This window comes from Streptomyces sp. RKND-216 (genome assembly GCF_004795255.1).
In the GTDB taxonomy this organism is placed as follows: Bacteria; Actinomycetota; Actinomycetes; order Streptomycetales; family Streptomycetaceae; genus Streptomyces; species Streptomyces hazeniae.
This window is the reverse complement of sequence record NZ_SSBQ01000002.1, coordinates 5,495,888-5,510,232: the sequence shown is the minus strand read 5'-3', so window position 1 is coordinate 5,510,232 and position 14,345 is coordinate 5,495,888. Positions and strand designations below refer to the sequence as shown.

General features: G+C 73.3%; 12 protein-coding genes. 1 reads left to right on the top strand and 11 read right to left on the bottom strand.

Features of this window, described 5'->3' with window-relative positions; genetic code table 11:
- Positions 1–90: 90 nt before the first annotated feature.
- Positions 91–669 (top strand): hypothetical protein, encoded by a 579-nt coding sequence (locus tag E4198_RS24340; protein WP_136185048.1) that lies wholly within the window; start codon positions 91–93, stop codon positions 667–669.
- 143 nt (positions 670–812) lie between these two features.
- Here the strand turns inward: E4198_RS24340 and E4198_RS24335 are convergent, their stop codons facing one another.
- The 11 genes from E4198_RS24335 to E4198_RS24285 form a co-directional block, all read right to left on the bottom strand.
- Positions 813–2,951: a primosomal protein N' gene (locus tag E4198_RS24335; protein WP_247597822.1), complete on the bottom strand. Its 2,139-nt coding sequence runs from the start codon at positions 2,949–2,951 to the stop codon at positions 813–815.
- A 162-nt stretch (positions 2,952–3,113) separates the two neighbouring features.
- A complete protein-coding gene (gene metK, locus E4198_RS24330) occupies positions 3,114–4,322 on the bottom strand; it encodes a methionine adenosyltransferase (RefSeq protein ID WP_136185046.1) in 1,209 nt (402 codons plus the stop codon).
- 147 nt (positions 4,323–4,469) lie between these two features.
- Positions 4,470–5,684, bottom strand: coding sequence for a bifunctional phosphopantothenoylcysteine decarboxylase/phosphopantothenate--cysteine ligase CoaBC (coaBC, locus tag E4198_RS24325; RefSeq protein WP_136185045.1), 1,215 nt, complete (start codon positions 5,682–5,684; stop codon positions 4,470–4,472).
- Between the two features lie 117 nt (positions 5,685–5,801).
- Entirely contained in the window at positions 5,802–6,077 is a 276-nt protein-coding gene (gene rpoZ / locus E4198_RS24320; RefSeq protein ID WP_136185044.1) for a DNA-directed RNA polymerase subunit omega, read from the bottom strand.
- 80 nt (positions 6,078–6,157) lie between these two features.
- On the bottom strand, positions 6,158–6,715 hold the full coding sequence (gene gmk, locus E4198_RS24315; RefSeq protein WP_136185043.1) for a guanylate kinase: 558 nt from the start codon (positions 6,713–6,715) through the stop codon (positions 6,158–6,160).
- A gap of 45 nt (positions 6,716–6,760) precedes the next feature.
- Positions 6,761–7,078 carry an integration host factor gene (locus E4198_RS24310; RefSeq protein WP_027762615.1) on the bottom strand — a complete coding sequence of 106 codons (318 nt, stop codon included), beginning with the start codon at positions 7,076–7,078 and terminating at the stop codon, positions 6,761–6,763.
- Positions 7,079–7,320: 242 nt separating this feature from the next.
- Entirely contained in the window at positions 7,321–8,178 is an 858-nt protein-coding gene (gene pyrF, locus E4198_RS24305) for an orotidine-5'-phosphate decarboxylase (protein WP_136185042.1), read from the bottom strand.
- Positions 8,175–9,293 carry a quinone-dependent dihydroorotate dehydrogenase gene (locus E4198_RS24300; protein WP_136185041.1) on the bottom strand — a complete coding sequence of 373 codons (1,119 nt, stop codon included), beginning with the start codon at positions 9,291–9,293 and terminating at the stop codon, positions 8,175–8,177. Before E4198_RS24300 ends, pyrF begins: the two co-directional genes overlap by 4 nt.
- A gap of 8 nt (positions 9,294–9,301) precedes the next feature.
- A complete protein-coding gene (gene carB, locus E4198_RS24295) occupies positions 9,302–12,613 on the bottom strand; it encodes a carbamoyl-phosphate synthase large subunit (RefSeq protein ID WP_136185040.1) in 3,312 nt (1,103 codons plus the stop codon).
- A complete protein-coding gene (gene carA, locus E4198_RS24290) occupies positions 12,606–13,766 on the bottom strand; it encodes a glutamine-hydrolyzing carbamoyl-phosphate synthase small subunit (RefSeq protein ID WP_136185039.1) in 1,161 nt (386 codons plus the stop codon). The genes carB and carA overlap by 8 nt, the downstream gene beginning before the upstream one ends.
- Positions 13,763–14,326 carry a hypothetical protein gene (locus E4198_RS24285; RefSeq protein ID WP_210732959.1) on the bottom strand — a complete coding sequence of 188 codons (564 nt, stop codon included), beginning with the start codon at positions 14,324–14,326 and terminating at the stop codon, positions 13,763–13,765. The genes carA and E4198_RS24285 overlap by 4 nt, the downstream gene beginning before the upstream one ends.
- Positions 14,327–14,345: the final 19 nt, after the last annotated feature.

Here is a 14,345-nt window from a genome sequence, read left to right as displayed (position 1 = left end):
TGCCGCGTTGGTCAAAGCAGATTGACCTCACGAGGCCGCAGCGGTGGCCTCGTCGTACCTTCCCGTCACGCCGGCTCGAGAGGCTTCTTCATGGCCGACCACGCAACCCACGACGCTCAGGCGCGGGCCAGCCTGCACCTGCTGGTCCGGGACATCGAGCGGGTCCGCAGGCAGGTGGACGCGCTGCGGACGCTCACCGCGCAGCTCGGCAACGTCTACCGACCCCGCCGTACCGGCCCGTCGACCGGTTTCGTCGTCTACGGACGGGCCCCGGCGCCGACCGTGCGGCTCGCCCAGGAACTGCGCGACAGCGTCGAGACCCTGGTGACGGCGGCCGTCGACTTCGACCGTTCACTGGGCTTCTCCTGGGACGCGGTGGGCTCGGCGCTCGGCGTCACCAAGCAGGCGGTGCACCGCCGTTACGGTGCGCGGCGCAGCACCGGCAGCACCGCCGCGCAGCAGCAGGTGCCGCCGGTGCCGGGTCCGGAGGAGACCGCGGGCCCGCCGACCGGGCGGCGGCCCGTGGCCCCCGTGGCGCCGGCCGTCGCGGGACGCGCGCCGGCGACGCCCGGAGCCGTGCCCGCCGCCCGGTCGGTGCCCGCGCCGCCTGTGCGGCCGGTGCGCCCGGAGACCCGGCCTGGGGTGTTCCCGGGCCCTCGCAACGGCTGAACCCTCCGCAGCCGTCACACCGCCCGGCGCCTCCGGCCCTCCCCCGGCCGGGGCGCCGGGCGGCCGTGTGCCCGGGGCGTGCCGCGGTGCGGCTTCGGCCTTGCCCGGCGGGGAAGGATCCGGAACCGGTCGACGGGCGGCCGTCAGCCGATGTCGGGCGGGTCGATGCGGAGCCGCACGGCCGGCCCTTCGCGCCGGGCCAGCCGCAGCGCCTGGGTCTGCTTCAGCGCGGCCGCCAGCGCCGCGCCGTCGCCGGGCGGGACCCGGATCAGCGCCCGCTCCCACTGTTCGCCGGGCGGGGGCTCTCCGGTACGGCGGGGCCGGCCGGCCGGGACGACCGGCAGCGGCACCGGCCCCAGTACCTCGGCTCGTTCCGGCAGCCCGGCCTGGGCGAGGAACGCGGCGACGCCGTCGGCGGGGCCGCTGACCGCCGCCATCCGGGAGACCGGGGGGAAGCCGAGTTCGGCGCGTTCGGCGAGTTCGCGGACCGCGTGGCCAGCGGGGTCCCAGCGCAGCAGTGCCTGCACCGGGCGCAGCGTCGGCTCGGCGACGACCAGGACGCTGCCGCCCTCGCCCCCCGGACGGACCAGCGCCGCCGCCGACAGCCAGCGGCGCAGCGCCTCCTCGTCGGCCCGCAGGTCGGGCCGGCCCAGCAGGGCCCAGCCGTCGAGCAGCAGCGCCGCCGCGTAGCCAGCACCCGTGGCGGGCGGTTCGGCGCCGGGCGTGGAGACGACGAGGGCCGGCCGGTCCGGGACGGAGTCCAGGATGTGGTCGCGGCCGGAGGTCCGGACGGGCACGGCGGGGAACGCCCTGCCCAGTTCCTCCGCCGTGCGGCGCGTCCCGAAGACCGACCCGCGCAGCCGGGTGCCTCCGCACTCCGGGCAGGCCCAGCCGGGGGCCTCGGCTGCGCACCAGGCGCAGCGCAGCGTCTCCTCCGCTCCGGTGGCTTCCAGCGGTCCGTGGCAGCGGGTGCAGCGTGCCGGGGTACGGCAGCGGACGCAGGACAGCCGTGGGACGTAGCCGCGACGGGGCACCTGGACCAGGACGGGGCCCTCCTCCAGCGCGTCGCGCACGGTCCGCCAGGCGATGCTGGGCAGCCGGGCGGCGCGGGCGGCGGGGTCGCGGGCCTCGTCGCCGTCGCCGACGGTGCGGACGGCGGGGGCGGCGGCGCGGACCGTGGCGCGGTCGGCGGTCAGCGGCCGGGCCCAGCCGCTGTCGACGAGCTGGGCGGCCTCGACGGTGCAGCCGTGGGCGCCGAGCAGGAAGCCGGCCTGCTCGTGGGCCGCGCGCAGCAGCAGTACCTCGCGGGCGTGCGGCTGGGGTGCGTGGTCGTCGCTGTGGGCCGGGTCGGCGTCGTCCCAGAGGGCGGCCAGGCCGAGGTCCCGGACGGGGGCGAACATCGCGGCGCGGGTGCCCACGACGGCGCGCACGGAGCCGCGGGAGACGGCGAGCCAGCGGCGGTAGCGGGCCTCCGGACCGGCGTCGGCGGTGAGCATGACGTGGTGGCCGGGGCCGAGCAGCGCGGTGAGCGCCTCGTCCGCGCGGGCGGCGCTGCGGCCGTCGGGCAGGACCGCGAGGGCTCCCCGGCCGCCGGACAGCGTGGCAGCGACGGCTCGGGCCAGTTCGTCCGGCCAGCCGGGGCCGGGCAGCGCGGTCCACACCGCGCGGGGTGCCGCACCCCGGGCGAGGGCGTCGAGGAAGCCGGACCCTCGGGGGTAGCGCTCCCAGCCCTCCGGCCGCGGCGCGGGCGGAGGGGGCTGGGGAGGCGGTGACGCGGCCTTCTCGGCGCGGGCCATCCGGGGCGGAACGGCGAGTTGCACCACGTCGGCGAGCGAGCCGGCGTACCGGTCGGCGACGGTCCGGCACAAGGCGAGCAGGCCGGGAGTGAGCACGGGCTCGGGCGACAGCACCTGCGCGAGGGGGGCCAGGGTGCCGGGGTAGTCGCTCTCCTCGACCCGGTCGACGATGAAGCCGCCGGTGAGGCGGCCGCCCTCGCGCCGGCCCTGCTTCTCCCCCGCTCCGAAGCGGACCCGGACGCGGACGCCGGGGGCGGCCTCGTCGTCCATCGCGGCCGGGACCGCGTAGTCGAAGTAGCGGTCGAGGTGGACCAGTCCCTTGTCGACGAGGACGCGGGCGACGGGACGCTCGGGCGCCAGCGCGGCGCCGCGCCAGGTGCGCGGCCGGGCGCGGGGTTCCCGGCTGCGTCGGACGGTGTCGCGGAGCAGGGCGAGCTGCTCCGGCGGCCGCGCCGCGGAGTCGTCTGTGTCGTCGTCGCTGCTCACGGCTTCCTTGCTACCAGACGGCTCGGACATCGGACGTCACGGCTGCCGGACCGAGGGAACAGCGCGGGGCACGGTCCGGGCGTCTCCCCCCCGCACGCGCCGGGGCCCGGATGTCCGTGGCGGACGTCCGGGCCCCGGCGTGAGCGGGCGGCAGCGGGCCGGTTACAGGCCGACGGCCTGGCGGAGTGCGTCGACGCGGTCGGTGCGCTCCCAGGTGAAGTCCGGCAGCTCGCGGCCGAAGTGCCCGTAGGCGGCGGTCTGGGCGTAGATCGGGCGCAGCAGGTCCAGGTCGCGGATGATCGCGGCCGGGCGGAGGTCGAAGACGTCCGAGATGGCCTGCTCGATCTTCTCCACCTCGACCTTGGCGGTGCCGAAGGTCTCCACGAAGAGGCCGACCGGTTCGGCCTTGCCGATGGCGTACGCCACCTGCACCTCGCAGCGGGTGGCGAGGCCCGCGGCGACGACGTTCTTGGCGACCCAGCGCATCGCGTAGGCGGCGGAGCGGTCGACCTTGGACGGGTCCTTGCCGGAGAAGGCGCCGCCGCCGTGGCGGGCCATGCCGCCGTAGGTGTCGATGATGATCTTGCGGCCGGTGAGCCCGGCGTCGCCCATCGGGCCGCCGATCTCGAAGCGGCCGGTGGGGTTCACCAGCAGCCGGTAGCCCTCGGTCTCGATCTTGATGCCGTCCTCGACGAGCTGCTTCAGCTCCGGCTCCACCACGAACTCGCGGATGTCGGGGGCGAGGAGGGAGTCGAGGTCGATGTCCGCCGCGTGCTGCGAGGACACCACGACGGTGTCCAGGCGGATCGCCTTGTCACCGTCGTACTCGATGGTGACCTGCGTCTTGCCGTCGGGGCGCAGGTAGGGGATGGTGCCGTTCTTCCGGACGGCCGAGAGCCGCTGGGAGAGGCGGTGCGCCAGGGTGATGGGCAGCGGCATCAGCTCGGGCGTCTCGTCGCAGGCGTAGCCGAACATCAGGCCCTGGTCGCCGGCGCCCTGCTTGTCGAGTTCGTCCTCGTCGCCTTCGACGCGCTTCTCGTACGCGGTGTCGACGCCCTGGGCGATGTCCGGGGACTGCGCTCCGATGGACTCCGACACGCCGCAGGACGCACCGTCGAAGCCCTTCTTCGAGGAGTCGTAACCGATCTCCAGGACCTTGCCGCGCACCAACGAGGCGATGGGCGCGTAGGCCTTGGTGGTGACCTCGCCGGCCACGTGCACCAGGCCCGTGGTGATAAGCGTCTCGACGGCGACGCGCGAGGTCGGGTCGTCCTTGAGCAGGGCGTCGAGAATGGTGTCGCTGATCTGGTCGGCGATCTTGTCGGGGTGACCCTCGGTCACGGACTCCGAGGTGAACAGGCGGCGGGACACATCGCTCCCTGGGGTTGCAGCGGCTGCTGGCTGAACATGGCCGGATGCGTCGGGGGCTGCGCCCGATGACGATCCGTGGCCAGTTTATCCATGCCGGCCCGAATCCAATCGCGGTGTCTCGAACTGCGACATGATTCAGGGAAAACCTCAGGACCGCGGAAAGCGGTCCCGCACCAGGTCCCACACCGTGTCGGCGAGTGCCTCCTTGGGGCCGTACGGGACCGGGGTCTCGCTGCCGTCGGCGCCGAGCACCACCGCCTCGTTCTCCTCGGCGCCGAAGGTGCGCCGCTCCCCCACCTCGTTGACGACCAGCAGGTCGCAGCCCTTGCGGACGAGCTTGGCGCGCCCGTTGGCCAGTACGTCGTCGGTCTCCGCGGCGAACCCGACGACGACCTGCCCCGGCCGGGTCCGGTCGCCGGCCACTTCGGCGAGCACGTCGGGGTTGCGCACGAGGGCGACCGGCTCGGGGTCCCGGCCCTCCTGTTTCTTGATCTTCCCGGTGGCGTAGGCGGCGGGCCGGAAGTCGGCGACCGCGGCGGCCATCACCACGGCATCGGCGTCGCCCGCGGCCTCGAGTACCCGTTCCCGCAGTTCGACGGCGGTGCCGACGGGGACCACCCGCACGCCGGCGGGGTCGGGCAGCGCCGTGTTGGCGGCCACCAGAGTGACCCGGGCGCCACGCGCGGCCGCCGTGCGGGCGAGGGCGTAGCCCTGCTTGCCGGAGGAGCGGTTGCCCAGGTAGCGGACCGGGTCCAGCGGCTCGCGGGTGCCGCCGGCGCTGACCACCACGTGCCGTCCGGACAGGTCGGCGGGCGCGGCGCCGCGGGCCAGGACGTTCCGGCATGCCTGGAAGATCTGGTCCGGGTCGGGCAGCCGGCCCCGGCCGGTGTCGGCGCCGGTCAGGCGGCCGACCCCCGGTTCGAGGACGACGCAGCCGCGACGGCGCAGGGTGGCGACGTTCTCCCTGGTGGCCGGGTGCTCCCACATCTCGGTGTGCATGGCCGGGACGAAGAGGACGGGGCAGCGGGCGGTGAGCAGCGTGTTGGTCAGCAGGTCATCCGCCATGCCGTGGGCGGCCTTCGCGAGCAGGTCCGCGGTGGCGGGCGCGACGACGACGAGGTCGGCGCGCTGCCCGATGCGCACGTGCGGCACCTCGTGCACCGTCTCCCAGACCTCGGTGGCGGCGGGGCGGCCGGACAGCGCCGCCCAGGTCGGTTCGCCGACGAAGCGCAGCGCGGAGGCGGTGGGCACCACGGTGACGGCGTGCCCGGACTCGGTGAGGCGCCGCAGCAGCTCGCACGCCTTGTAGGCGGCGATGCCGCCACTCACTCCCAGCACGACCTCGGTACGGGCCCGGTCCATCGTTGCTCCCCACTCGTGCTCAGGCCGGGGCCCGGCCTCCGGGCGCCCGGCGTCAGGGTTCCATGACACACCAGGGGCCCGGCAGCCGCGCTGCCGGGCCCGTGCTGGGTGCCGTGCTTACGGGGTGACCGGGCCGTCCACGGCTTCGGAGGTGAGGAGGCCCGCGTTGATCTCCCGCAGCGAGATGGAGAGCGGCTTCTCGTGGACGTGGGTGTCCACCAGCGGGCCGACGTACTCCAGCAGGCCCTCGCCGAGCTGCGAGTAGTACGCGTTGATCTGGCGTGCGCGCTTGGCGGCGTAGATCACCAGGCTGTACTTCGAGTCGGTGGCCTCGAGCAGCTCGTCGATCGGCGGGTTGATGATGCCCTCGGGCGTGGTGAGGGAAGAGGACACGCTGAAACCTTCCGGAGTGTCGAGGATGGTTCACGAGTGGCGGGCGGAAATCCCGTCGGCACGGGTCGGCGCCGCTGAGGTCACTCGTCGTTCATCAAGGCTAGCAGCTCGGCGGAGACGTCCTGGACGGAGGTGTTGACCAGGGTGGTGTCGAACTCCGACTCGGCCGCCAGCTCGGTGCGGGCGGCGGCCAGCCGGCGTTCGATCACCTCGGGCGCCTCGGTGCCGCGGCCGGTGAGTCTGCGCACCAGCTCCTCCCAGCTCGGCGGGGCCAGGAAGACCAGCCGGGCCTCGGGCATGGAGGCCCGGACCAGCCGGGCGCCCTGGAGGTCGATCTCCAGGAGCACCGACTCGCCGGCCTCCAGCCGGTCCAGCACGGCGCGCCGGGGCGTGCCGTAGCGGTTGCCCGCGAACTCGGCCCACTCCAGCAGTTCGCCGTTGGCGACGAGCTTGTCGAACTCCTCGTCGTCGACGAAGAAGTACTGCACGCCGTGCTTCTCGCCGGGGCGGGGGGCACGGGTGGTGGCGGAGACCGAGAGCCAGACCTCGGGGTGTTCTTTGCGCAGATGGGCGACGACCGTGCTCTTGCCGACCCCGGAGGGGCCGGAGAGCACGGTCAGCCGCGGACGATGAGCCATGGAGCGATTATCCAGGTTTCCCGCCGGGGCGGGAAACCTGGGGATTCAGGCGCTGCCGAACTCCCGCTCCAGGGCCGCGATCTGGTTGGACCCGAGACCGCGCACGCGGCGGCTCTCGGAGATGCCCAGTCGCTCCATGATCTGCTTGGCGCGGACCTTGCCGACGCCGGGCAGGCTCTCCAGGAGGGCGCTGACCTTCATCTTGCCGATGACGTCGTTCTCCTGGCCCTGCTTGATGACTTCGTGGAGGGAAGCGCCGGAGTGCTTCAGCCGGTTCTTGACCTCGGCGCGCTCCCGGCGAGCCGCGGCGGCCTTCTCGAGCGCGGCTGCGCGCTGTTCAGGGGTAAGGGGCGGAAGAGCCACGCCTACGTCACCTCGGATGTCGAACTGTCGGATATGGATCGGTGTGGAGCCTGGCGGCTCCGCACCCGCGGAGCACCGAGCAACGCGTCCCCCTGCCCCTTCGGACCTGGGGAGGCTCCACTTCTACGTGCTCCCGACGGAGACTAGCGGCCGAGGGCGCTCCAGTCAGCGATAACTGCGGAAAAGTCCTGGTCAGCTTGTTTCCCCTGGGGTCATTTACGGACATATCACCACAGAAAGACTCAGGAGAGGAAGCGGGCGAGCTCCTCCGCCTGTGTCGCGGCGGCCGCACGCAGGGCCTCCACGCCGGGCCCGTGCCGCAGCACGCCGCGGCTCACGCTGGGCAGCACGTGGGAGGCGGCGGCCCCGAAGACGCGGGGCAGGTCCTCGGCGGCGGCGCCCTGTGCGCCGATCCCGGGCGCCAGCAGCGGCCCGTTGATCGCGAGCGGCGCGCCGAGGCGTTCCGGGACGTCGCCGAGGGTGGCGCCGACGACCGCGCCGAACGAGCCGAACGGCTCCGCCCCGGCGTTCTCCGCACGGAGCTGCTCCAGCACGGCCGCGGCGACGGTGCGGCCGTCCTCGCCGCGGGCGTGCTGCACCTCGGCGCCCTCCGGATTGGAGGTGAGGGCCAGGACGAAGACGCCGCATCCGTTGTCCCGGGCCGTCTCCAGGGCGGGCCGCAGCGCACCGAGGCCGAGGTAGGGGCTGACGGTGACGGCGTCGGAGAACAGCGGGGAGCCCTTCTCCAGGTAGGCGGCGGCGTAGGCGGCCATGGTGGAGCCGATGTCGCCCCGCTTGGCGTCGGTGATCACCAGCGCTCCTGCGCCGCGGGCCTCGGCCACCGCGCGTTCGAGGACGGCGACGCCGCGGGAGCCGAAGCGTTCGAAGAACGCGGACTGCGGCTTGAGCACGGCGACGCGGTCGGCGAGCGCCTCGACCACGGTGCGGGTGAAGGTCTCCAGGCCGCCGACGTCGTCGGCCAGGCCCCAGGAGGCGAGCAGCGAGGGGTGCGGGTCGATGCCGACGCAGAGCGGGCCGCGGGCGTCCATCGCGGCGCGGAGGCGGACGCCGAAGGGTTCCTGGGCGGGTGCGGGGCTCATGGAGTGGCCTTCCGGGTGTCTGCGCCGACGGCTTCGGCGAGGGTGGCGTGCGGGCTGGCGGCGAGGCGTGCGGCCAGGCCCTTGTGGACCGAGCGGCACCACAGCGGGCCGCGGTAGACGAACGCGCTGTAGCCCTGGACCAGGGTGGCGCCGGCGAGGATGCGCCGCCAGACGTCCTCGGCGTCCTCGACGCCGCCCACGCCGACCAGGACGATGCGGTCGCCGACCCGCTCGTACAGCCGGCGCAGCACCTCCAGGGAGCGTTGCTTCAGGGGAGCGCCGGACAGGCCGCCGGTCTCGGCGACGACGGCCGGGTCGGCGGTGAGCCCGAGGCCGTCACGGGCGACGGTGGTGTTGGTGGCGATGATCCCGTCCAGCCCCAGGTCGAGGGCGAGGTCGGCGACCGCGTCGACGTCCTCGTCGGCCAGGTCGGGGGCGATCTTGACCAGCAGCGGCACCCGGCGGCCCGGCACCGTCCGGTCGGCGGCCTCCCGTACGGCCGTCAGCAGCGGGCGGAGCTGCTCCGCGGCCTGCAGGTTCCGGAGCCCGGGGGTGTTGGGCGAGGAGACGTTGACGACCAGGTAGTCGGCGTAGGGCGACAGCCGCTCGGCCGAGGTGACGTAGTCCGCGACGGCCTCCGCCTCGGGGACGGCCTTGGTCTTGCCGATGTTGACACCGACGGTGGTGCGGAACGCCGGGCCGCGGGCGGCGCGGCGGGCCAGGCGTGCGGCAACGGACGCCGAGCCGTCGTTGTTGAAGCCCATCCGGTTGACCAGCGCACGGTCCGGGACCAGGCGGAACAGTCGCGGCCCGGGGTTCCCGGGCTGCGGCCGCGCGGTCACGGTGCCGGTCTCGACGTGGTCGAAGCCGAGCATCGCCATGCCGTCGATGAGGGTCGCGTTCTTGTCGAAGCCCGCAGCGAGCCCGAACGGGCCGTGCATGCGCAGGCCCAGCGCCTCGGTGCGCAGCGCGCGGCGGCGCTGCGCGAGGCAGGCGGCGAGGAGGGTGCGCAGCACGGGGACGCGGGCCGCGAGGGCGATCCAGGCGGTGGCCAGGTGATGGGCGCGCTCGGCGTCCATCCGACTCAGGACCGTGCGGAAGAGCAGCCGGTACATGTCCCCCCTCAGACGCCGCGGGCGGCGGTCAGGTGGCCGGCGTGCTCCTGGAGGGAGCGGACTCCGACCTCTCCCCTGCCGAGCGCGTCGATGCCCTGCACGGCGGCGGCGAGCGCCTGGACCGTGGTGAGACAGGGCACGGAGCGGGCGACGGCGGCGGTGCGGATGTCGTAGCCGTCCAGGCGGCCGCCGGTGCCGTAGGGGGTGTTGACGATGAGGTCGACCTGGCCGTCGTGGATGAGCTGGACGATGGTCTTCTCGCCGTTCGGGCCCTCCCCCTCGCTGTGCTTGCGCACCACGGTGGCGTGCATGCCGTTGCGCCGCAGGACCTCGGCCGTGCCGGAGGTGGCGAGCAGCTCGAAGCCGAGCGCGACGAGTTCCCGGGCGGGGAAGATCAGCGACCGCTTGTCGCGGTTGGCGACCGAGACGAACGCGCGGCCCTTGGTGGGCAGCGCGCCGTAGGCGGCGGCCTGCGACTTGCCGTAGGCGGTGCCGAAGACGGAGTCGATGCCCATCACCTCGCCGGTGGACCGCATCTCCGGGCCGAGGATGGTGTCCACGCCCCGGCCGTGGACGTCGCGGAAGCGCGTCCACGGCATGACGGCTTCCTTGACGGAGATCGGCGCGTCCATCGGCAGGGTGCCTCCGTCGCCCTCGGCCGGCAGCATCCCCTCGGCACGCAGCTCGGCCACGGTGGCGCCCAGCGAGATGCGGGCGGCGGCCTTGGCCAGCGGCACGGCCGTGGCCTTGGAGGTGAAGGGCACGGTGCGGGAGGCGCGCGGGTTGGCCTCCAGGACGTAGAGGATGTCGCCGGCCATGGCGAACTGGATGTTGATCAGTCCGCGGACGCCGACTCCGGCCGCGATGGCCTCGGTGGAGGAGCGGAGGCGCTTGATGTCGTGGCCACCGAGGGTGATGGGCGGCAGCGCGCAGGCGGAGTCGCCGGAGTGGATGCCGGCCTCCTCGATGTGCTCCATGACGCCGCCGAGGTAGAGCTCGTGGCCGTCGTAGAGGGCGTCCACGTCGATCTCGATGGCGTCGTCGAGGAAGCGGTCCACCAGCACCGGGTGTTCGGAGATCAGTCCGGCGTGCCGGGTGAGGTACTCGGCGAGGGAGGGTTCGTCGTAGACGATCTCCATGCCGCGTCCGCCGAGGACGTAGGAGGGCCGCACCATGACCGGGTAGCCGATCTCGGCGGCGATGCCCTTGGCCTCGTCGAAGGAGTAGGCAGTGCCGTACTTGGGGGCGGGCAGGCCGGCGTCGGTGAGGACGCGGCCGAAGGCTCCGCGCTCCTCGGCGAGGTTGATGGCCTCCGGGGAGGTGCCGACGATGGGCACCCCGTTGTCCTTGAGCGCCTGGGCGAGCCCGAGCGGGGTCTGGCCGCCGAGCTGCACGACGACGCCCACGACCGGTCCGGCCTGCTGTTCCGCGTGCACGATCTCCAGAACGTCCTCCAGGGTGAGCGGCTCGAAATAGAGCCGGTCGGAGGTGTCGTAGTCGGTGGAAACGGTCTCCGGGTTGCAGTTGACCATGACGGTCTCGTAGCCCGCGTCGTGCAGGGCGAAGGAGGCGTGGACGCAGGAGTAGTCGAACTCGATGCCCTGGCCGATGCGGTTGGGACCGGAGCCGAGGATGATCACGGCCGGCTTCTCGCGGGGCGCGACCTCGGTCTCCTCATCGTAGGAGGAGTAGAAGTACGGGGTACGGGCGGCGAACTCGGCGGCGCAGGTGTCGACGGTCTTGTAGACCGGGCGGACGCCGAGCGCGTGCCGCACCTCGCGGACGACGTCCTCGCGCAGGCCGCGGACGGCGGCGATCTGGGCGTCGGAGAAGCCGTGCCGCTTGGCGTGGTCGAGGAGACCGGCGTCGAGGCGTTCGGCGGCGGCGACCTCCTGGGCGATCTCGTGGATGAGGAAGAGCTGGTCGGTGAACCAGGGGTCGATCTTCGTGGCGTCGAAGACCTCCTGCTGTGTGGCACCGGCCCGGATGGCGTCCATGACGGTGTTGATCCGGCCGTCGGTGGGGCGTACGGCCTCGGCGAGGAGGGCAGCCTTGTCGCCGGGCGTGCCGGTGAAGTCGAACTGGGAGCCCCTCTTCTCCAGGGAGCGCAGCGCCTTGTTGAGGGCCTCGGGGAAGTTGCGGCCGATGGCCATGGCCTCTCCGACCGACTTCATGGTGGTGGTCAGCGTGCTGTCGGCGGCGGGGAACTTCTCGAACGCGAAGCGTGGCGCCTTGACGACGACGTAGTCGAGTGTCGGCTCGAACGACGCCGGGGTTTTCTCCGTGATGTCGTTGGGGATCTCGTCCAGGGTGTAGCCGATGGCGAGCCGTGCGGCGATCTTCGCGATGGGGAAGCCGGTGGCCTTGGAGGCGAGGGCGGAGGACCGGGAGACGCGGGGGTTCATCTCGATGACGACGACCCGGCCGTCCTCGGGATTGACGGCGAACTGGATGTTGCAGCCGCCGGTGTCCACGCCGACCTCGCGGATGACGGCGATGCTGACGTCGCGCAGGATCTGGTACTCGCGGTCGGTCAGGGTCATCGCGGGCGCGACGGTGATGGAGTCGCCGGTGTGCACGCCCATCGGATCGAAGTTCTCGATGGAGCAGACCACCACGACGTTGTCGTGCCGGTCACGCATCAGCTCCAGCTCGTACTCCTTCCAGCCGAGGATGGACTCCTCCAGGAGCACCTCGGTGGTCGGGGAGAGCGTCAGGCCCTGGCCGGCGATGCGGCGCAGCTCGTCCTCGTCGTGGGCGAAGCCGGAGCCGGCGCCGCCCATGGTGAAGGACGGCCGGACGACGACGGGGTAGCCGCCGAGGGTGTCCACCCCGGCGAGGACGTCGTCCATGGTGTGGCAGATGACCGACCGGGCGGACTCGCCGTGTCCGGTCTTCGCGCGGACCGCCTCGACGACCTCCTTGAAGCGGTCGCGGTCCTCGCCCTTGTGGATGGCGTCGACCTCGGCGCCGATCAGCTCGACGCCGTACTCGGCGAGCACCCCGGAGTCGTGCAGGGCGATGGCGGTGTTGAGCGCGGTCTGGCCGCCGAGGGTGGGCAGGAGCGCGTCGGGCCGTTCCTTGGCGATGATCCGCTCGACGAACTCCGGGGTGATCGGCTCGACGTAGGTGGCGTCGGCGATCTCCGGGTCGGTCATGATCGTCGCCGGGTTGGAGTTCACCAGGACGACGCGCAGGCCCTCGGACTTCAGGACCCGGCACGCCTGGGTGCCGGAGTAGTCGAACTCGGCGGCCTGGCCGATCACGATCGGGCCGGAGCCGATGACCAGGACGCAGGCGATGTCAGTGCGCTTAGGCACGCTGGCCCTCCATAAGGGTCACGAAGCGGTCGAAGAGGTAGGCGGCGTCGTGGGGGCCGGCGGCCGCTTCGGGGTGGTACTGGACGCTGAAGGCGGGGCGGTCGAGGAGCCGCAGACCTTCGACGACGTCGTCGTTGAGGCAGCGGTGGGAGACCTCGGCCCGCCCGTAGGGAGTGTCGGCGGGTCCGTCGAGCGGGGCGTCGACGGCGAAGCCGTGGTTGTGCGCGGTCACCTCGACCTTGCCGCCGCTCCAGGTGCCCCCGTCGGTGCGTTCCTGGACGGGCTGGTTGATACCGCGGTGGCCGTACTTGAGCTTGAAGGTGCCGAAGCCCAGGGCCCGGCCGAGGATCTGATTGCCGAAGCAGATGCCGAAGAGCGGGGTCCGGCGCTCGAGCACGCCGCGCATCAGCGCGACGGGGTGTTCGGCGGTGGCGGGGTCGCCGGGGCCGTTGGAGAAGAACACGCCGTCGGGCTCAACTGCGTAGATCTCGTCCAGGGTTGCCGTCGCGGGGAGGACGTGGACCTCGATGCCGCGTTCGGCCATCCGGTAGGGGGTCATGCCCTTGATCCCGAGGTCGACGGCGGCGACGGTGAAACGTTTCGCGCCCTGGGCGGGGACGACGTACGCCGCGTCGGTGGCGACCTCGCCGCACAGGTCGGCGCCCTTCATCTGCGGCGCGGACCGGACCCTCTCCAGCAGCGCGGCCTCCTCGCCCAGCGCGGTCCCGGAGAAGATGCCGACGCGCATCGCGCCGCGTTCGCGCAGGTGCCGGGTGAGCGCACGGGTGTCGACGCCGCTGATGCCGACGACCCCCTGGGCGGTCAGCTCCTCGTCGAGGCTGCGCACCGAGCGCCAGTTGGAGGGCACCCGGGCGGGGTCGCGGACCACGTAGCCGGCGACCCAGATGCGGCCGGACTCGGGGTCCTCGTCGTTGACGCCGGTGTTGCCGACGTGCGGGGCGGTCATGACGACCACCTGGCGGTGGTAGGAGGGGTCGGTGAGGGTCTCCTGGTAGCCGGTCATGCCGGTGTTGAAGACGGCCTCGCCGAAAGTCTCCCCCACCGCGCCGTAGGAGCGTCCGCGGAAGACGCGACCGTCCTCCAGGACGAGCATCGCGCCGTTGGGCCGGGTGCGCTGGGCGGGGGTCGTCATCGTGCACTCTCCTGGGCGTCGGTCAGGGCGTTCACCGCGTCCACCCAGGCGGGGTGCTCGGCGGCGCGGTCGGAGCGGAAGCCGGAGTCGATGCGGCGGTCGCCGTGCTCCCAGGTGATCACCAGCAGACCGCCCTCGGTGAGGACCTTGCCGGCGATGCCCTTGTCGAGCCGTGCGCCGCGCAGCCGCCCGGCGGGGACGAAGAAGTCCTCGGCGCCGGGCCTGCGGACGTCGAGCCCCCGGTCGGTGAGGGTCACCTCGGCCCGGCTGCGGACGCCGAGGCCGTGGGCGACGATGCGGTCCAGCCACTGGCCGGCAGTGGTCGAGCCGTGGTAGCGGCCGGTGAGCGCCAGGCGCTCCGCGCCGGGGTCGGCGGGGGCGGCGGGGAGCGGCGGCAGATCGCCCTGGAGGGTGCCGCGCCACTTCCAGCCCTGCCGCATCAGCCAGTACAGCAGGGCGACGAACAGCAGCAGCCCGACGGTCCAGCCGATGCGCGCGGGCCAGTTCGTCACTTCCTGGGACTTCGGCTCCGCCGCGGCGAGGCCGGCCAGGTGGTTCAGGTGGGTGAGGACGTTCGGG

What these genes read in the sequence shown, in the direction of transcription:
- E4198_RS24340 (WP_136185048.1), top strand. Translation starts at nt 91, where the DNA reads ATGGCCGACCACGCAACCCACGACGCTCAGGCGCGGGCCAGCCTGCAC.
- coaBC (WP_136185045.1), bottom strand. Translation starts at nt 5,684, where the DNA reads ATGGACCGGGCCCGTACCGAGGTCGTGCTGGGAGTGAGTGGCGGCATC.
- gmk (WP_136185043.1), bottom strand. Translation starts at nt 6,715, where the DNA reads ATGGCTCATCGTCCGCGGCTGACCGTGCTCTCCGGCCCCTCCGGGGTC.
- pyrF (WP_136185042.1), bottom strand. Translation starts at nt 8,178, where the DNA reads ATGAGCCCCGCACCCGCCCAGGAACCCTTCGGCGTCCGCCTCCGCGCC.
- E4198_RS24300 (WP_136185041.1), bottom strand. Translation starts at nt 9,293, where the DNA reads ATGTACCGGCTGCTCTTCCGCACGGTCCTGAGTCGGATGGACGCCGAG.
- carA (WP_136185039.1), bottom strand. Translation starts at nt 13,766, where the DNA reads ATGACGACCCCCGCCCAGCGCACCCGGCCCAACGGCGCGATGCTCGTC.